The sequence below is a fragment of the Natrinema amylolyticum genome (genome assembly GCF_020515625.1).
Lineage (GTDB): Archaea > Halobacteriota > Halobacteria > Halobacteriales > Natrialbaceae > Natrinema > Natrinema amylolyticum.
Genome location: NZ_JAIWPJ010000003.1, coordinates 55460 through 72365, shown reverse-complemented (window position 1 = coordinate 72365; position 16906 = coordinate 55460). Strand labels below are relative to the sequence as shown.

General features: G+C 66.7%; 17 protein-coding genes. 11 read left to right on the top strand and 6 right to left on the bottom strand.

The window, feature by feature from the left end; genetic code table 11:
- Positions 1-40 precede the first annotated feature (40 nt).
- Positions 41-1528: a glycoside hydrolase 5 family protein gene (locus LDH66_RS16010; protein WP_226482093.1), complete on the top strand. Its 1488-nt coding sequence runs from the start codon at positions 41-43 to the stop codon at positions 1526-1528.
- Between the two features lie 8 nt (positions 1529-1536).
- Here LDH66_RS16010 and rnz read toward each other — a convergent pair whose 3' ends face one another.
- Positions 1537-2472, bottom strand: a complete 936-nt coding sequence (gene rnz, locus LDH66_RS16005) for a ribonuclease Z (RefSeq protein WP_226482092.1) — start codon at positions 2470-2472, stop codon at positions 1537-1539.
- 313 nt (positions 2473-2785) lie between these two features.
- Between rnz and LDH66_RS16000 the strand changes: the two genes are divergently transcribed.
- From LDH66_RS16000 to LDH66_RS15990, 3 genes are all read left to right on the top strand, one after another.
- Positions 2786-3934, top strand: coding sequence for a DUF7282 domain-containing protein (locus LDH66_RS16000; RefSeq protein WP_226482091.1), 1149 nt, complete (start codon positions 2786-2788; stop codon positions 3932-3934).
- A gap of 39 nt (positions 3935-3973) precedes the next feature.
- A complete protein-coding gene (locus tag LDH66_RS15995) occupies positions 3974-4978 on the top strand; it encodes an AAA family ATPase (RefSeq protein WP_226482090.1) in 1005 nt (334 codons plus the stop codon).
- 133 nt (positions 4979-5111) lie between these two features.
- A complete protein-coding gene (locus LDH66_RS15990) occupies positions 5112-5468 on the top strand; it encodes a hypothetical protein (protein WP_226482089.1) in 357 nt (118 codons plus the stop codon).
- Positions 5469-5509: 41 nt separating this feature from the next.
- Here the strand turns inward: LDH66_RS15990 and LDH66_RS15985 are convergent, their stop codons facing one another.
- Positions 5510-6025: a DUF21 domain-containing protein gene (locus tag LDH66_RS15985; RefSeq protein WP_226482088.1), complete on the bottom strand. Its 516-nt coding sequence runs from the start codon at positions 6023-6025 to the stop codon at positions 5510-5512.
- Positions 6026-6123: 98 nt separating this feature from the next.
- On the opposite strand from LDH66_RS15985, the gene LDH66_RS15980 reads away from it, so the two are divergent.
- On the top strand, positions 6124-6561 hold the full coding sequence (locus LDH66_RS15980) for an acyl-CoA thioesterase (protein WP_226482087.1): 438 nt from the start codon (positions 6124-6126) through the stop codon (positions 6559-6561).
- Positions 6562-6914: 353 nt separating this feature from the next.
- Here the strand turns inward: LDH66_RS15980 and LDH66_RS15975 are convergent, their stop codons facing one another.
- Positions 6915-8036 carry a methyltransferase domain-containing protein gene (locus LDH66_RS15975; RefSeq protein ID WP_226482086.1) on the bottom strand — a complete coding sequence of 374 codons (1122 nt, stop codon included), beginning with the start codon at positions 8034-8036 and terminating at the stop codon, positions 6915-6917.
- Between the two features lie 178 nt (positions 8037-8214).
- Here LDH66_RS15975 and LDH66_RS15970 point away from each other — a divergent pair, with 178 nt between their 5' ends.
- Both LDH66_RS15970 and LDH66_RS15965 read left to right on the top strand, forming a co-directional pair.
- Positions 8215-8775, top strand: coding sequence for a TATA-box-binding protein (locus tag LDH66_RS15970; protein WP_007109921.1), 561 nt, complete (start codon positions 8215-8217; stop codon positions 8773-8775).
- Positions 8776-9153: 378 nt separating this feature from the next.
- Positions 9154-9573: a DUF7344 domain-containing protein gene (locus LDH66_RS15965; protein ID WP_226482085.1), complete on the top strand. Its 420-nt coding sequence runs from the start codon at positions 9154-9156 to the stop codon at positions 9571-9573.
- A gap of 93 nt (positions 9574-9666) precedes the next feature.
- On the opposite strand, the gene hisG is transcribed toward LDH66_RS15965, so the two are convergent.
- Positions 9667-10527: an ATP phosphoribosyltransferase gene (gene hisG / locus LDH66_RS15960; protein ID WP_226482084.1), complete on the bottom strand. Its 861-nt coding sequence runs from the start codon at positions 10525-10527 to the stop codon at positions 9667-9669.
- A gap of 391 nt (positions 10528-10918) precedes the next feature.
- Between hisG and LDH66_RS15955 the strand changes: the two genes are divergently transcribed.
- Both LDH66_RS15955 and merB read left to right on the top strand, forming a co-directional pair.
- Positions 10919-12985, top strand: a complete 2067-nt coding sequence (locus LDH66_RS15955; protein WP_226482619.1) for a heavy metal translocating P-type ATPase — start codon at positions 10919-10921, stop codon at positions 12983-12985.
- A 107-nt stretch (positions 12986-13092) separates the two neighbouring features.
- Positions 13093-13728, top strand: coding sequence for an organomercurial lyase (merB, locus tag LDH66_RS15950; RefSeq protein WP_226482083.1), 636 nt, complete (start codon positions 13093-13095; stop codon positions 13726-13728).
- An 8-nt stretch (positions 13729-13736) separates the two neighbouring features.
- Here the strand turns inward: merB and LDH66_RS15945 are convergent, their stop codons facing one another.
- A complete protein-coding gene (locus LDH66_RS15945; RefSeq protein WP_226482082.1) occupies positions 13737-14354 on the bottom strand; it encodes a helix-turn-helix domain-containing protein in 618 nt (205 codons plus the stop codon).
- A 187-nt stretch (positions 14355-14541) separates the two neighbouring features.
- Here LDH66_RS15945 and LDH66_RS15940 point away from each other — a divergent pair, with 187 nt between their 5' ends.
- Positions 14542-15498 carry an ABC transporter ATP-binding protein gene (locus tag LDH66_RS15940; protein WP_226482081.1) on the top strand — a complete coding sequence of 319 codons (957 nt, stop codon included), beginning with the start codon at positions 14542-14544 and terminating at the stop codon, positions 15496-15498.
- On the top strand, positions 15495-16391 hold the full coding sequence (locus tag LDH66_RS15935; protein WP_226482080.1) for an ABC transporter permease subunit: 897 nt from the start codon (positions 15495-15497) through the stop codon (positions 16389-16391). Before LDH66_RS15940 ends, LDH66_RS15935 begins: the two co-directional genes overlap by 4 nt.
- A 117-nt stretch (positions 16392-16508) precedes the next feature.
- Here LDH66_RS15935 and LDH66_RS15930 read toward each other — a convergent pair whose 3' ends face one another.
- Entirely contained in the window at positions 16509-16877 is a 369-nt protein-coding gene (locus LDH66_RS15930; protein ID WP_226482079.1) for an SHOCT domain-containing protein, read from the bottom strand.
- Between the last annotated feature and the right edge of the window lie 29 nt (positions 16878-16906).

The window sequence follows — 16906 nt, the reverse complement described above, 5'->3', positions numbered from 1 at the left end:
GAGCCATACGACACTGAACGATCGACGAGGACCTGAACACATGACTTCGGACGAACGCACGGCGGACGAGTACGGAATCGATCGACGGGACGGACCGACGCGGCGCCGCTTCGTGAAAGCGATCGGTGCGGGCGCGGTGATCTCCCCTTTCGCCGCCAGCACGGCGGCGGCCGCGACGGAACCGACGACCGACCCCGACGACCTCGCATACGTCGAGACGGACGGTACCGAGTTCGTCGTCGACGGCGACCCGGTCTACTTCAACGGTGCGAACAACTTCTGGATCACCCACGAGTACGAGGGGACCGAGCAGCGCATCGACGACGTCTTCGATCTCTACGAGGACCTGGGAATCGACCTCGTTCGGTTCTGGGCGCACGGCGAGGCCAAAGACGGTCCCCTCGCACTCCAGCCCGAACCCGGTGAGTACAACGAGGACGCCCTCGAGAACCTCGATTACCTGATCGAGGCCGCCAGAGACCGCGGGATCAGGCTCATCGCGACGCTCGTCGACAACTGGGACCACGAGGGCGGGATGCTCCAGTACGCCGAGTGGGCGGGTGCCGAGTCACGCTACGAGTTCTACACGATGGACGAGACGCGCGGAATGTACCGCAATCACGTCGAAACGATCCTCACGCGAGAGAACTCGATCAGCGGGATCGAATGGCGCGAGGATCCGACGATCGCGCTGTGGGAACTGGCCAACGAACCACGTCTCGAGCAGGACGACGTTCCCGAAGAGATGGACGATCTCGAGCCGCCCGAACACCGCGAGATCCTCGGCGACTGGTTCGCCGACATGTCCGCATACATCAAGGATATCGACGGCAATCACCTCGTCTCGACGGGATCGGAGGGCCACTACTACGGGACGTGGGAGGACGACTACCCGAACGACGATTGGGACGGCCAGGACTACATCGAACACCACTCGATCGATACGATCGACGCCTGTTCGTTCCACCTCTATCCCGATCACTGGGACCTTCCGCTCGAGGACGGGGCCGAGTACATCCGAGACCGCGTCGTCGACGCCCACGAGGAGATCGGCAAGCCCGCCTATCTCGGCGAGTTCAACGTCGACGATACCCAGCACGACCTCGAGACGAAAAACGAGTCCCTCGCGGAGTGGTACGACGTCGCCGACGGGTACGACTGCAACGCCGTCCTCCCGTGGCAGGTCGTCCTCGAGGACACCGAGGACCACGACGGGTTCCAGCTCTACGCGAGCGAGTCCGGCCATCTCATCGAGGAGTACGCGGCGGTCGTCGCGGAGAAGAGCGGTGATGAGGACGATTCCGACCCAGAGACGATCCCGGTCGGCGAGTACGAAGCCAGAGACGCGACCGGCGACGGACGCTACGACGACGTCACCGGTGACGGGGAGACGACCCACGAGGACGTCGACGCGTTCTTCGACAACCTCGAGTCCGACGGTGTCCAAAACAATCCCGAACGGTTCGACTTCGACGAGAACGGTCGAGTCGGGTTTTCCGACGTCCTCGAACTGCTCCGGACGGTCTGAGTCGTCGATCAGCCGTCCGGATACTCGATCTCGAGGTTCTGTCCGTCGTCGGGGACGAACACGTCGGTCTCGTCGCCAGCGAAGACCTCGCGCGCCTGCTCGAGGTGGGCGTCCGTCTGCCCGGCGTAGCGCGAGGAGAGGTGCATCAGCGCGAGCCGATCCGCACCGGCTCGGTTCGCGATTTCGGCTGCCTGGCGAGCCGTCGAGTGGGCGGTGTCGGCGGCGCGCTCGGCGCGGTCGTCGGCGAAGGTCGCGTCGTGGATCAGCAGGTCGGGTTCGTCGGCGGCCTCGATCGTCGCCTCGGCCGGCCGGGTGTCGCCGGTGTAGACGATCGCCCGGCCGGGACGGGGCTCGCCGACGACCTGCTCGGGATCGACGACGGTGCCGTCCTCGAGTTCGACGGTTTCGCCCTCGTGGAGCCGCGAGAACTGGGGGCCAACGGGGACGCCGAGTTCCTCGGCGCGTTCGCGGTCGAACCGGCCCTTGCGGTCGTCTTCGACGAGTGCGTAGCCGACCGAGCGGGTATCGTGGTCGGTGTCGAACGCGCGGACCTCGTACTCCTCGGCGCGGTAGGCGACGTCGCCGCCGCCGACCTCGCTGATTCGGACGGGAAAGGAGGGCCGGTTGTCGAGCGCGTTGACGAGCGACTTGAGCTGCCGGCGCGTACCGTGGGGCGTGTGGATCGCCAGCGGCTCCGTGCGGTCGTTGAAGGCCATCGTCTGAAGCAGGCCCGGAATCCCGAGGACGTGGTCGCCGTGGAGGTGCGTGACGAACAGATGTGAGACGGAAAACCCCGTCCCGAACCGCATCATCTGGCGCTGGGTCCCCTCGCCGGCGTCGAACAGCAACCCCTCGCCCTCGCGGGCGACGAAGACGCTGCTCGGATTCCGCTCGGTCGTCGGAATCGCCCCGGCCGTCCCCAGAAACGTCACGCGAAGTGGCATCGGTAGCCCCTCGGCGGGCCGCGACTAAACCGGCTTCGGATCGCTCGAGCCCGTATCCCGATCTCGGTACCGGACCCAGCGGATGGGAATCGCGCTCTGGGTTCTCACGTCGGTCACTGGCGACCGCTCGAGCAGGTCGGGGAGTGATCCGGTTCGAACCCCGAGTTGTCACGTTCCGCGGACGAACAGGGTTCGCGAACTGTCGTAACTGGCGACTATTCAGGTAAACCGTCTCGGAACAGTTCGCCATCGTGCGAACGGACTGCGCGTTTTACGTCGGTCGAGTTCCAATAGAACGACGACGACACCCCCAATGAGTTCGAGACTGACGTTCGGTACGCTCAAGCGGATCGTCGCGATCCTGATCGCGATCGCGATCGTGCTCGCCGCCGGAATCGTGGTCGGGCAGGCTCCCGCTATTTTCGGCGTCGAGGAGGACCCCGAAGCCTCGATCACGTTCGAGGACCAGCAGGGCGAGGGGACTAACGTCACGATTCGGGAGGTCTCCCTTTCGGACGGCGGCTACGTCGTGCTCACCGATGGCGGCGACGAACCGCTGGCGGTCTCCGAGCGCCTCGAGGCCGGCACTCACGAGAACGTGACTATCGAGCGCGAGGACGACTCGACCCGCGAACTCGTCGGCCAGCTGACGGCGACGGTCCACCGCGACACCGGCGATGACCAGTTCGCCTACTACGAGACCGACGGCGAGGAGGACCACCCCTATCTCGAGGACGGGTTCCCGGTCAGCGACACCGCGACGGTGACGACGACCGAGGAGAACGCGCTCGGCGATTCGTTCGCCGTCGAATCGATCGACGCGCCCCCGACGGCGACGACCAACGAGACGATTCAGGTGAACGCGACGATCCGCAACCCGACCGAGTTCCAGACGCAACAGTCCGTCACGGTCCGCATCGACGGGGCGGTCTTCGAACGACGGGTGCTGGAACTCGAGGGCGGCGAATCGCGGACCGTAACCTTCGAGACGGACACGAGCGGCGCACCGCCGGGGAATCGGACGATCGGCGTCTATACCGATGGTGACGGCGCGGTCGCGGAGATCGATCTCGCGTTCCACACCGACCCGAGCGTGACGGTCGACAACGCGAGCGCGGAGCGCGTGACCGTCGGGGCCGCGATTCCCGAGCGAGGATTCGTCGCCGTCGAACAAAACGGATCGGTGGTCGGCACGAGCGGTCGACTCGAGCCCGGGGAGCACGAGAACGTCACCGTCGACCTCTCGGAGAACGCGTCGATCGCCGAGAGCGACGAGCTGACGGCGACGCTCTACGCGGGCGATCCGAGCGACGTCGATTCGGCGTCGCCGATCGAGTTCGAGGGCGACCCGGTTCGGACGACGTTCACGATCGGTGGCGCGGCCGACGCGGAGAGCGGCGACGGCTCTGACGGTGACGGCTCCGAAGCCGACGACTCGGGGGCCGAATCGGCCGACGAGTAACCGACCGATTCTTACCCGCCCCGCTCCTACTCGCTGGCGATGGACGCGCCGCTGTGGACCGAGATCCACGCCCCGGAGCTGGCCGAGTTGCCACAGGACGACGCCCGCGAGTACTTAGAGCGGGCCGTCGAGGAGCCGATCAACCTCCTCCTGCAGGGGCCGCCCGGGAGCGGGAAGACGGCCGCAGCGCGCGCACTGGCCCGCGAGGCACACGACGATCCGGACAACGACTTCGTCGAGATCAACGTCGCCGACTTCTTCGGCCGGACCAAGACCGAGATCAAGAACGATCCTCGCTTCGAGCACTTCCTCGTCGGGCGCTCCTCGATGTCGAAGCGGGACATGATCAATCACGTCCTCAAGGAGTCCGCGAGCTACGCGCCCGTCTCGGGCGGCTACACCACGATCCTGCTGGACAACGCCGAGGACGTCCGCGAGGACTTCCAGCAGGCCCTGCGCCGGATCATGGAGCAACACCACCGAACGACGCAGTTCATCGTCGCCACGCGCCAGCCCACCAAGCTCATCCCGCCGATCCGCTCGCGGTGTTTCCCGGTCTCCCTGCCCTCGCCCACCAGCGAGGAGATCGTCACCGTCCTCGAGCGCATCGTCGAGAGAGAGGGCGTCGACTACGACGACGACGGCCTCGAGTTCGTCGCGGGCTACGCGAACGGCAACCTCCGGCAGGCGATCCTGGCGGCCCAGACGACCGTCGAGGACGAGGGCGAACTCACGATGAGCGCGGCCTACGAGACCATCGGCGAGGTCGGCCTGGACGACGAGATCGAGTCGATGCTCGACGACGCCGAAGCCGGCGAGTTCACCGACGCGCGGTCGACCCTTGACGACCTGCTCGTCGACGAGGGGTTAGACGGCAACGAGGTGCTCGAGGCGATCCTCCGCATCGCTCGCAAACGGTATCAGGGCGAGCAGCTCGCCCGGATCCACGAACTGGCCGCGGACATCGATTTCGAAATGCACGAGGGGACGAGCGACCGGGTTCACGTCTCGCACCTGCTGGCGGAGCTCGGCCGAGACGCCTGACGACTCTTCTTCTGTCGAAAACTCACCGATGACGGACGATTCGCTCGAGGAACGGCTCGCTGATCTCGAATCAGAGAAAGCGGCTTCCTCACAGTCGTCGCTCAACTCACCCGATTCCTCGAGCGACGGCCCGGTGCCGATCGGGCTGACTACGCGTTTCTGGGCCGTGTCTGTTCTCGTTCCGCAAGTTCGGATTCTGCTCGATATCACACCTGTCGTCGGTATGTCGCCTACGGGGAGATCGATACTCCTTGCGTCGCTAATCGGCGGCGTCGTCGTGGCGGAATGCCTGCTTCGCGGGCTCGGACCAGCCATCGCGTCGGCGCTCTCGAAGGGCTTTTTCGCTGCATTTCTTTGCGCTATCGGCGCGCTCGTCGTTTCAGTAATCGCGACCGGCTTTTCGCCTCCCGATTCGGTTATCGGGACCGGATTTCTCGTCGTCAGCGCCCTCGTCGCTGCCCACCGGTTCGATCGAACGGAACTCGACTGACGGTATCCGGGGTGGACGACGGCGTCCGTCCGGCCGTCGACTCAGTCGACGTACGGTTTCTCGATATCGGTCGTCCCGCCGAGCCGATCGCTGATCCATCCCGTCACGATGTCGAAGACGGTCACCAGCGGCGACAGCGAGCGTTCGACCAGCGAGACCGGCCGCGCGACCGTCATCGCCCACCGCTGGGCGTTGCCCAGGCCGTACGACTTGGGGACGATCTCGCCGAACACGAGGACGACGACGCTGACGGCCACCGTCGCTGCGGTCACGGCGATGCCAGTGGGGAGGTAGGTGACGAAGACGACCGTCACGATACTCGAGAGGGCGACGTTGACGACGTTGTTCCCGACCAAGACCGTCACCAGCAGCCGGTGTGGGTCGTCCCGCAACGCCTTTAGCGCGCTCGCTCGCGGTTCGTTCGTCGCCGCCTGGTCGTCGATCCACGCCATCGGCAGGGTGAAGATCGCCGTTTCCGCGCTCGAGAAGAAGGCGCTACAGCACAGTAAGACGGCGGTGGCACCGAGTCCGAACCACGCCAGCGTGAGATCGACCATGCGCTCGATTCGGGGACGACAGTCAAGAAGCCGAGTGATTCTTCGGCCAATATGGGTTCGGAAGGGACCGTTATCCCATCGCCGCGCGAAGAGCGGGTATGCCGACCCTTCTCGAGACGCACATCGAGAATCGCTTTCGTGTCCAGCCGAATCACGCGAACAACAACAACACGCTTCACGGCGGGAATCTGATGAAGTGGCTCGACGAAGTGAGCGCGATGTCGGCGATGCGGTTCGCCGGCGAGACCTGCGTCACCGCTCGCGTGAACGAACTCGACTTCGAGCGCCCGATCCAGATCGGCGACACGGCCCTCGTCGAGGCCTACGTTTACGACTCGGGCCGGACGAGCGTCCACGTCGCCCTGCGGGCCTGGCGCGAGGAGCCACGCAGCGGCGAGACAGAGAAGACCACCGAGTCCACGTTCACGTTCGTCGCGATCGACGAGAACGGCGAGAAAGTCACCGTCCCCGACCTCTCGGTCGAGTCCGAGGAGGGGAGGCGGCTTCGGGATCGCGTCCTCGAGATCGAGGACTGATCACCCGCGGAAGGTCGCGTCACCCGCGTCCCGGAATGCCTCCCAATAAGCGATGGAACGATCCGAATCCGTACCGCGAACCGACTTGGTGGGCGGCCAACTGTCGAGTCCGATGCTGGCGCGCTGGGTCGCGGTTCGTCGTCGACGAACCACGACGCGATATCGCGAGGGATGAGTGAGTGAACGAAGTGAACGAACGTTAGCGCGGAACCATAGGTTCCGCAAACAGTCGAACGGGTGCGCCGCACCCGTGAGACGAAATCGGTTGGGGAGGGCGTGGCAATTCCGTGCTGCCACGATAGTAGCGTACTCGTCGGGTCAGTTCTTCGGTTACGATCTCCAGCACGAACTGATTACGGCGATCGCCGCTCGAGCACCATCACGTACCGCGTCAGCGACCGATGGACGCGGCGTTCGAACGCTGACTCGAGGTCCCAGCCGGCGGCGCGCGCCTCGCTCGCCCACGAGCGATCGGCGATCACGACCGCCTGCGGCGCGACCCGATTCGCTTCCTCGAGCGCGCCCGAAACGAGGTCCTCGAGCCGATGGGTGTCGATCTTCGACTGCCGGCCGTAGGGCGCGTCGAAGACGACGCCGTCGACGGCATCGTCCGCCAGCGGGAGCCGGGTCGCGTCGCCGCGGCCGACGTGCCACGAGCCCCGACTCGCGCCGGTCGGCGAGGGCTCCTCGCGCTCGAGGAAGTGCGCCAGATTCTCCCGCGCCCCCGCGGCCATCTTCGCCTGCGCGTCGGTGCCGATCACGTTCGCGCCGACCAGCCCCGCCTCGACGAGCACGCCGCCCGTGCCACACATCGGGTCCAGAACCGTCGCGCCCTCCCGAGCGCCCGCGAGGTTCGCCACGGCGCGCGCGAGCAGCGGATCCATGCTGCCCGGCTGGAAGAACGGTTTGTCCGTCGGTGCGCGGGTTCCGAAATCCCGGACGCTCTCGGCCGCGAGCCAGCCGAGCGCGCAGACGGAGACCCGCTCGCCCGTCGGTTCGTCGCGTCCGTCGCCCGCGACGCGCTCGAGCCCGTTCCCCTCCGCGTCGCCCTCGAGTCTCCCCTCAGAAAACGCGACCCGCAGGAGGTGGTCGGGATCCTCGAGATCGACGGCGAACCCGCGATCGACCAGGACCTGGCCCAGTTCGCGTTCCGCGCGCTCGGTACTCACGTCGCTCGAGCCGTGAACGTCCGTCGCACGGACCGCGACCGATCCCGACCGGTCGATCGCGGCGGCCTCGAGCACGGCTCGAGCGCTCGCGAGGTCGGCCGCGCCCCGGCCGAGGAGTTCGCTCGCGCGGTGGGTGTAGGCGAGTCCGCGGACGCGCTCGGGGATGATCCCTCCTGCGACGGCGAGCCCGGGCGCGATCCGGCGGATCCCGGCCGCCGCGCTGGCCGCCTCGCGGGCCGCGAACGCGTCGTCCTCGCCGCCGAACTCGAGCAGATACACGCCCGACTGTCGCGTCGGCGCGGCCATGAGCCTACCGCTTTTCCGTGACTCGGCCGAACATACACGATACCAAATATCACACTTGTGACCCGTCGAGCGCCCGGAAATCGGCGATCCGCGATCTGACAGCGGAGCGTATAAACCGGATATATCAGGTGGCGGTACTAACCTTTATAAACCTTAAATACGTCTTTTTAAGCGACTAATGACGGATCCGAAGGACACCATCAACATCGAAAACGTGGTGGCGTCGACCGGCATCGGGCAAGAACTCGACCTCCAGAGCGTCGCGATGGACCTCGAGGGGGCCGACTACGACCCCGAGCAGTTCCCCGGTCTCGTCTACCGAACCCAGAATCCCAAATCCGCCGCACTGATCTTCCGTTCGGGGAAGATCGTCTGTACCGGCGCGAAAAGCACCGACGACGTCCACGAGAGTCTGCGAATCGTCTTCGACAAGCTCCGTGAACTCCAGATTCAGGTCAACGAGGACCCCGAGATCGTCGTCCAGAACATCGTCACCTCGGCCGATCTGGGCCGCAACCTCAACCTGAACGCGATCGCGATCGGTCTCGGTCTCGAGAACATCGAGTACGAGCCCGAGCAGTTCCCCGGCCTCGTCTATCGACTCGACGAACCGGAAGTCGTCGCGCTGCTCTTCGGCTCCGGGAAACTCGTCATCACCGGCGGGAAGAAGCCTGTCGACGCCGAACACGCCGTCGACAAGATCGTCTCCCGACTCGAGGACCTCGGCCTGCTCGAGTAACGCCGTCCGTTCTCGGTCGTTCGATCGCCTCGAGCGGTGCCGACGCCACCAGCGTGCCCGTGTCCGCGACCGGACGCGTCGTCGGTGGTCGGCCGATCGACGCGTCCGCAAGGAGTGCGGAACCCGTTCTCCGATCCCCCGCTGTCGTGTCGCTCTTCGATCAGCCGCCGGTAATCGCTTCTTACCCGCTCGCAGCGTCGCCTCCGTTTTCGACCCGCGTCCCGGTTCGTCGACAGTCGATCGCACTTCGGTCGCTTTCACCGAGTTATCGATCGTTCAATTCCTGCCCAGCGGCCCTGACTCGCCTGAATCGATACTGACTCGTCGAAACGACCGCTCGCGTTTATCCGGATATCCGTCCCTGACTCTCACGTGCCCATGACGATCCACCCAGATCGAACGCTGCCCGCCTCGGATCGGTTTCAGCTCGGTACCGACGGCGCGATCGGCCGTCGCCCGCTCCCGCGGGAGACGATCCGTCAGGTCCTCGACAGCGACCGCCGGCGCGAGGTCGTTCGCTGCGCGCTCGCCGCCACCGATCCGATCGCGGTGCGAACGCTGGTCGGCCGGCTCGCCGACGCCGAGCGCGATCCGACCGTCGGGACGACGATCCACCGACTGCGCCAACGGATCCACACCTCGCTGTGCGAAACCCATCTCCCGCTGCTCGAGAAACACGATATCGTCCGCTACGACGAGATGCGAAGCCTCGTCGCCCCGGCGGCGAACTGCGCCGCGTTCGAATCCCTCCTCGAGTTCGACTCCCTCGAGCGACCGATCAGCGCTCGACTCGAGTAACTGACCCCGCTCGCTTCGCCTCGAGTTGTCTACCCCTGATCGAGTCGAGTCGTCCGACCCCCGAACGATGCGAGTCCCCGAAGTCCGACCCGCTCACTCGACGAGTCGCTCGATCTCGGTCACTAAGATATCGCTCGCGCCGGCCTTTTTGACCTCGGTGATCGTCTCGAAGACGTCCCGTTCGTTGACGACCGCGTGGACGGCCACCTTCGATTCCGCCTCGTCCTCGTCGGCGATGTCCATGATCGTCGGCCCGCCGAGCCCCGGAATGACGTCGCGAACGGCCTCCAGCCGGTCCCGCGGCACGTTCATCATCAGGTAGCGCTTGCCCTCGGCGCGTTTCACCGAGGAGAGGGCGGTCCTGACCTCGCCGACTTTGGGGTCGTCGAGGACGTCCTCCCGACCGAACAGCCGGACCGAACTCTCGAGGACCTCGTCGACGACGGCCAGCCGGTTCATCTTCAGCGTCGTCCCGGTGCTCGTGATGTCGACGATGGCGTCGGCCATCTCCACGTGGGGCGTGAGTTCCGTCGCGCCCGAGACCTCGACGATGTCGGGATCGACGCCTGTCTCCGTGAAGAAGTCCGCCGTGATGTTCGGGAATTCGGTCGCGACGGTCTTGCCCGCCAGGTCCTCGACGCCGCCGATGTCGCCGTCTTCGGGGGCGGCCAGGACGAGCCGACAGCGCCCGAACTCGAGGTCGAGCAGTTCCGAGACGTCGTCGACGCGGGCCTCCTGTACCTGATCGAAGCCCGTAATCCCGAGGTCGGCCGCGCCGTCGGAGACGTACTCCGGGATGTCGGCCGCGCGAGCGAACAGCACGGTCACGTCCGGATCGACGGTGTCGGCGTAGAGCTTCCGGTCGGCCCCGTTCTCGAGGTGGAGCCCCGCCCGCTCCAAGAGGTCGATCGTCGGCTCGTGCAGGCGGCCCTTGTTAGGAACGGCGATTCGCATATGTCCGACCTTGGAGGGCGGCCGGGAATTGTCTTTTCATCCGGACGAACACGCGTCCTCGCTCCGCTTCCCGGGAGTAGCCGGCCCCGGTTCCTTGGTACACGCTCGCGTTTCGATACTCGAGGACCAACTCGTGGACGATCGCGACCGCCGAACCGAGGACGATCCGGTGCCCGCCGAGACTCGAGACGACGGCGAGCGGCCGGACCGGGTCGAACGGTCGCTGCTCGAGGACGAGGCCGACGACGCCGAACGGGGACGAGCGGAGATCCGCGATCGCCAAGAACGCGAAGGTGCCCGCGTTGAACACGGTGACCGCGACGACGGCGCTCACGGTGGTGATCGCGGGGGTAACGAGGGCCACGAGCACGGTGATCACGGCGGTGGCGGCATGCACGCCGGTCACGAGACGATGTTCCGGCGGCGGTTTTTCGTCTCGACGCTGCTCTCGATTCCCGTCCTGCTGTACAGCGAGACGCTGCAGGGCTGGCTCGGCTTTTCCGTCCCCGCGTTCCCCGGCAGCGAGTGGCTCACCCCCGTCTTCGCGGTGATCGTCTTCGCCTACGGGGGCGTCCCCTTCCTCCGGATGGCCGTCCCGGAACTGCGCGACCGCGCGCCGGGGATGATGACGCTCATCTCGATGGCGATCACCGTCGCGTTCGTCTACAGCCTCGCGAGCGTCGTCGTCCCCACTCAGTCGGCGTTCTTCTGGGAACTCGTGACGCTGATCGACATCATGTTACTGGGCCACTGGATCGAGATGCGCTCGGTCCGGCGGGCCTCGAGCGCGCTGGACGAACTGGCGAAACTGATGCCCGACACCGCCGAGCGGATCACCGAGAGCGGTGAGACCGAGGAGGTTCCGGCGAGCGACCTCGAGGAAGGCGACCTCGTGCTCGTCCGACCCGGTGCGAGCGTCCCCGCGGACGGGGTCGTCGAGGAGGGGGAATCGGACGTGAACGAATCGATGATCACCGGCGAGTCGACGGCCGTCTCGAAGGAGCCCGGCGACGAGGTCATCGGCGGGACGGTCAACGGCGACGGGAGCCTCCGGGTTCGGATCAGCGCGACGGGCGAGGAGACGACGCTGGCCGGGATCATGCGGCTGGTCGAGGAGGCGCAGGGAAGCGAATCGAAAACGCAGGCCCTCGCCGACCGGGCGGCGGGCTGGCTGTTCTACGTCGCCCTCGGCGCGGCCGTCGTCACGGCGATCGCGTGGACGATCGCGACGGGGTTCGATTCGGCGGTGATCGAACGGGTCGTCACCGTCCTCGTCATCGCCTGTCCGCACGCGCTCGGGCTGGCGATCCCGCTGGTCGTCGCGATCAACACCTCCTTGGCCGCGCGCAACGGGATGCTCGTCCGAGATCGCATCGCCATGGAGCAGGCTCGGGCCCTCGACACCGTCGTCTTCGACAAGACCGGGACGCTCACCGAGGGCGAGCAGGGCGTCGTCGATATCGCGACCGTCGACGGCGTCTCCGAGGACGAGGCGCTCGCGCTGGCGGCCACCGTCGAGGGCGACTCCGAACACATGATCGCCCGAGCGATCCGCGAGGCGGCCGACGAGCGCGGCCTCGAGCGGGGAACTGCCACGGACTTCGAGGCGCTGAAAGGCAAGGGCGTCCGCGCGACGGTCGACGGGGCGGCGCTCCGCGCCGCCGGACTGTCTCGCGGCGACGAGCCGCGAGACGACGAGCGGATCCACGTCGGCGGTCCGAACCTGCTCTCGGAACTCGAGGGCGACGTGCCGTCAGAACTCGAGCGGTTCGCCGATCGGGCGGGCGAGAACGCGCAGACGGTGGTCTACCTCATTCGAGAGGAGGAACCAGTCGCCGCGTTCGCGCTCGCGGACGTCGTTCGCGAGGAGAGCTACCGCGTCGTCGACGCGCTCCACGAACTGGGGCTCGAGGTGGCGATGCTGACCGGTGACTCCGAGGACGTCGCTCGCGCGGTCGCGGCCGATCTCGGGATCGAGACGGTCTTCGCCGAGGTGTTGCCCGAAGACAAGGACGAGAAGATCACCGAATTACGGGAGCAGGGCAAGTCCGTCGCGATGGTCGGCGACGGCGTCAACGACGCGCCAGCGCTCACGAGGGCCGATATCGGCATCGCGATCGGGAGCGGAACGGACGTCGCCGTCCAGTCGGCGGACATCATTCTCGTCAAGAACAATCCGATGGACGTGGTTCGGCTCGTCAAGCTCAGCCGCGCGAGCTACCGGAAGATGAAACAGAACCTCGTCTGGGCCGCGGGCTACAACGTCTTCGCGCTCCCGCTCGCGGCCGGGATCCTCGCGCCGATCGGGATTCTCCTCTCACCGGCCGTCGGGGCACTGCTCATGTCGCTCAGCACGGTGATCGTCGCGATCAACGCGCAGTTCCTCCGCCGGACCGATCTCTCGGTGCCGAGCCTGCCGGGCGTCGCCGCGCCGCGGGAGCCGCGGCCGGCGGACTGACCCGTCGACCTGACCGCATCGATCTCCCACACATCCCCTTGACCATCTAAACGGTCCCAGTACGTTGGGAGTCACGGCGATAGTCCTGACCGATCGTATACCGCAGTATGACGGACGATTCGCGTACCTGTGGCAGCGGCACCGACGACCGGGAGTGCGAACCCGACTCGAGGAGCGACCGATGGATATCGGACTCGCCGGTTCTCGAGGCACCGCTCCCCGACGATGTACGGACAGCGTTGGGGCGACTCCTCGGCGAGGAGTCCGTCGAAACGCTCGCGGAGTGGATCGCCGAGATCCGTCGCCGAACGGGCGGCGGATCGATCGCGGTCGACGATCTGTGCCACGCCCCCGGGGAGACGGCTCACTGGGGCGAAATCGACGGGGAGCGGTACCACTTCCGGTGTTTCTACGACGCGGTACTCCTGTCGGCACTCGCGGACCGACCGGTCGCGATTCGGACCGAAAGCCCGGACGGAACGGTAATCGAAGCGCGCGCCGCGGGAACGACTCGACTCGCGGTCACTCCCGAGACGGCAGCGTTCTCGTTCGGCGTCGACGAGACCGTCGCGCCGCCGGACAGCGAGCCGTCGCACGCGGACGTCTACGCCGCGGTCTGTCCGTACGTTCGGGCGTTCCCGGACCGCGAGGCGTACGAACGGTGGGCGGACACCGTCCCGGCGGCGACCGTCGCGATGCCGCTCGCGGGCGCCACCGAACTGGCGGCCGCGCTCGTCGCGTGACCGCTCGGTTACAGATGCTGACCCAGCAGGTTCCGCTCGGCCCGCTGGAGATGCTCGGCGATCGTCGACGGATCGACGTCGAGTTCGGCGGCGACGTCCTCGGTCGTCACCGTTCGCGGCACCTCGTAGTACCCCATCTCGTAGGCGGTTCGGACCGCCTCGCGCTGGCGGTCGGTCAGTTCGTCCAGCGGATGGTCGCGACCGTCGTAGGTCCCGAGCTTTCGCAGGTCCGGCGAAATCCCCGCCCGCTCGTACTCGTCGACGGTCCCCGAAATCGTCTCCTGAGAGCCGACCAGCGACAGGGTGGCACCGCGGTCGGTCACGTCCGGCTCACAGGTCCCGATCAGTTCGTCCGACCGATCCGCGAGTTCCGCCGGGAGCGCCGGAGCGGTAAACGCGATCACGTACCGGTACTCCCCCACCGAGTCGGCGATCCGCTCCCACCAGTCGACGTACTCGAGGCCGGACAGCCGGTCCTCGTCGATCGGCGTCTCGACCGCGACCTGTACGATGGCACCGGTCCCGTGACACGCGAGTTCCTCGAATCCCAGAACCCCCGCATCGCGACTGAGTGAGACGAGTTCCGCGATCCCCATCCGATCGAACGCCGGGTCGCTGAGTGACACGTGAGCTTCTCGCATGCGCCTAGCGACGACCAAACTGGCTTTCGATAAAGTATTGTCCACCGTTCACGTTTCCGACCGGTCTCGATCGGTCTCGAACTGCGGGCCACCGTTCCGTCGACGGGGGATATAAACGGTCCCAGTATACTCGGAGCACGACCGATGCGTTCCGCGCCGGTACAAGCGGGTGATGACTGCGATCCAGACGGACGACCTGACCAAGCGCTTCGGAGACGTCGTCGCCGTCGACGGCCTCGACCTGCACGTCCGAGAGGGCGAAGTGTTCGGCTTCCTCGGTCCGAACGGGGCCGGGAAGTCCACGACCATCGACATGCTGTTGGACTACGTGCGTCCGACCGAGGGAACCGCGACGGTACTCGGCGCGGACGCCCGCGAGGAGTCGGAGGCGCTCCGTGAACGCATCGGCGTGCTTCCCGAGGGTATGAGCCTCTACGACCGCCTGACCGGTCGCCGCCACCTCGAGTTCGCGATCGAGTGGGCGGACGCCGACGACGACCCCGACGCGATACTCGACCGCGTCGGACTGGACGAGCGCGACGCCGCCCGATCGGTCGGTGATTACTCGAAGGGGATGCAACAGCGGCTGGCGCTGGGGATGGCGCTGGTCGGCGATCCCGATTTGCTGATCCTCGACGAGCCCTCCTCGGGGCTCGATCCGCACGGGATTCGCCGGATGCGAGAGCTGGTCCGTGAGGAGGCCGCGAACGGGACGACGGTGTTCTTCTCGAGTCACGTCCTCGGCCAGGTCGAGGCGGTCTGTGACCGCGTCGGCATCCTGTCCGACGGCGAGTTAGTGGCCGTCGACACCGTCGAGGGACTGCGGAGAACCGTCGGGGCCGGCTCCGAACTCCGCCTGCGCGTGAGCGGCGATATCGGCGTCACGCTCACCGATATCGACGGCGTCGACTCGGTACGGTCGGCGGACGGTATCGTTCGAGTCGCGTGTTCGGACTCGCGTGCGAAGGCGCGAGTCGTGACCCGGCTGACGAACGCCGGCGTCGATATCCTCGACGTCGATTCCGAGGAAGCGTCGCTCGAGGACGTCTTCACAGCGTACACGACCGACGGCGGCGTTTCGGATTCGGAGACAGCGGACGCTGCCGTGTACGGGGAGGTGGTAGCATGACGGTCTCCTGGCGAGACGTCGCCCGGAAGGACTTCGAGGACGCGGCGCGCTCGCGGCTGCTGTGGGGGCTCATCGCCGTCTTCGTCGCCTTCCTGGTGATGTCGCTGCTCTCGGCCGAACAGCTCTTCCCGGAGCCCGTGACCGTCGACGCCGCGCTGGCGCTTTCCGGCGTGGCGATGCTCGCGCAGTTGTTCGTCCCGGGAATCGCGCTGGTCGCCGGCTACATGGCCGTGGTCGGCGAGCGGCGGTCCGGGAGCCTGCGAGTGCTGTTGAGCTACCCGTTCTCCAGGGGAGAGATAGTGGCCGGCAAACTCGCCGGCCGGCTGCTCGTCACCGGCACGGCCCTGGCCGTCGGGTTCGCCGTGGCCAGCGTCCTCGTCGTGGCGCTGTACGGCGTTCCCGGCGTGACGACGTTCGCCGGATTCGTCGCGACCGGCGTCCTGCTCGGGCTGACGTTCACGGCCCTCGCGGTCGGCGGCTCGGCCGCCGCCTCGACCCAGGGACGGGCGCGGACGCTCACCATCGGCTCGTTCGTGGGGATGGTGTTCTTCTGGAAACCGGTCGTCGTCGGGATCTATTACGCGGTCACGGGCTCGCTCCCGGGGATTCAGGCCGAGCCCTGGTACTTCCTCCTGAAGCGGCTCAACCCGCTCGAGGCCTACCGCGTCATCGCGGGCGCCGTCCTCGACGAGCGGGTCGACGCGGTCCCCGAGTTCCCGCTCGAGGACGTTCCCGTGAACGCGCCGGCCGAGACGCTCGAGCTCTCGAACCGGCTCGCGGGCGAGGTCCCGTTCTACCTCGCCGACTGGTTCTCGGTCGTCGTGTTGCTCGCGTGGGGACTCGTTCCCGTCGTCGCGGGCTACCGGCGGTTCGAGGACGCGGACCTCGGGTGACGGTGACTCGGCTTCGATCGACTCGAGCACGAGGCGGCCGAACGCCCCGTTCGCGAACCGTGTTCGAACGGTCGGTTGTCGCCGACGGACCGCGGTTCTGCACGAGGGTGCCGGTCCTCACTCGTCCCGCTCGAGCGCGTCTCGCCGCTGTTCGTACTCCTCGTCGCTCACTTCGCCGCGAGCGTACGCGAGGCGAAGCTCCTCGAGCGCCCGATCGGAGTCGTCCGACCCGGCGATCGCGCGATAGAGGAGGTATCCGCCACCGATGACGGCGGCGACGAACAGGAGTTGTAGCAGGACGGCGACGAGGGGCATCCAGCCGGGTGCCGTTCCGTTACTCCACGCTCCGTGTCCCCACATTCCGCCCATCATCGGGCCGAACCCCATCATTCCGAACCCCATGAAGACCATCGGTAGAACCACGATGGCACCGAGGGTAATGAGGACGATCGTGACGAGTCTCGTATCGTTCGTCTCTGTTGCCATGAGATCTCACCAGTGACGGATCGTTCCGT

Coding starts and splice junctions, on each gene's coding strand:
- LDH66_RS15975 (WP_226482086.1), bottom strand. CDS start 8,036: ATGGCCGCGCCGACGCGACAGTCGGGCGTGTATCTGCTCGAGTTCGGC.
- LDH66_RS16000 (WP_226482091.1), top strand. CDS start 2,786: ATGAGTTCGAGACTGACGTTCGGTACGCTCAAGCGGATCGTCGCGATC.
- LDH66_RS15940 (WP_226482081.1), top strand. CDS start 14,542: ATGACTGCGATCCAGACGGACGACCTGACCAAGCGCTTCGGAGACGTC.
- LDH66_RS15930 (WP_226482079.1), bottom strand. CDS start 16,877: ATGGCAACAGAGACGAACGATACGAGACTCGTCACGATCGTCCTCATT.
- LDH66_RS15935 (WP_226482080.1), top strand. CDS start 15,495: ATGACGGTCTCCTGGCGAGACGTCGCCCGGAAGGACTTCGAGGACGCG.
- merB (WP_226482083.1), top strand. CDS start 13,093: ATGACGGACGATTCGCGTACCTGTGGCAGCGGCACCGACGACCGGGAG.
- hisG (WP_226482084.1), bottom strand. CDS start 10,527: ATGCGAATCGCCGTTCCTAACAAGGGCCGCCTGCACGAGCCGACGATC.
- LDH66_RS15995 (WP_226482090.1), top strand. CDS start 3,974: ATGGACGCGCCGCTGTGGACCGAGATCCACGCCCCGGAGCTGGCCGAG.
- LDH66_RS15970 (WP_007109921.1), top strand. CDS start 8,215: ATGACGGATCCGAAGGACACCATCAACATCGAAAACGTGGTGGCGTCG.
- LDH66_RS15980 (WP_226482087.1), top strand. CDS start 6,124: ATGCCGACCCTTCTCGAGACGCACATCGAGAATCGCTTTCGTGTCCAG.
- LDH66_RS15985 (WP_226482088.1), bottom strand. CDS start 6,025: ATGGTCGATCTCACGCTGGCGTGGTTCGGACTCGGTGCCACCGCCGTC.
- LDH66_RS16010 (WP_226482093.1), top strand. CDS start 41: ATGACTTCGGACGAACGCACGGCGGACGAGTACGGAATCGATCGACGG.
- rnz (WP_226482092.1), bottom strand. CDS start 2,472: ATGCCACTTCGCGTGACGTTTCTGGGGACGGCCGGGGCGATTCCGACG.
- LDH66_RS15955 (WP_226482619.1), top strand. CDS start 10,919: ATGCACGCCGGTCACGAGACGATGTTCCGGCGGCGGTTTTTCGTCTCG.
- LDH66_RS15965 (WP_226482085.1), top strand. CDS start 9,154: ATGACGATCCACCCAGATCGAACGCTGCCCGCCTCGGATCGGTTTCAG.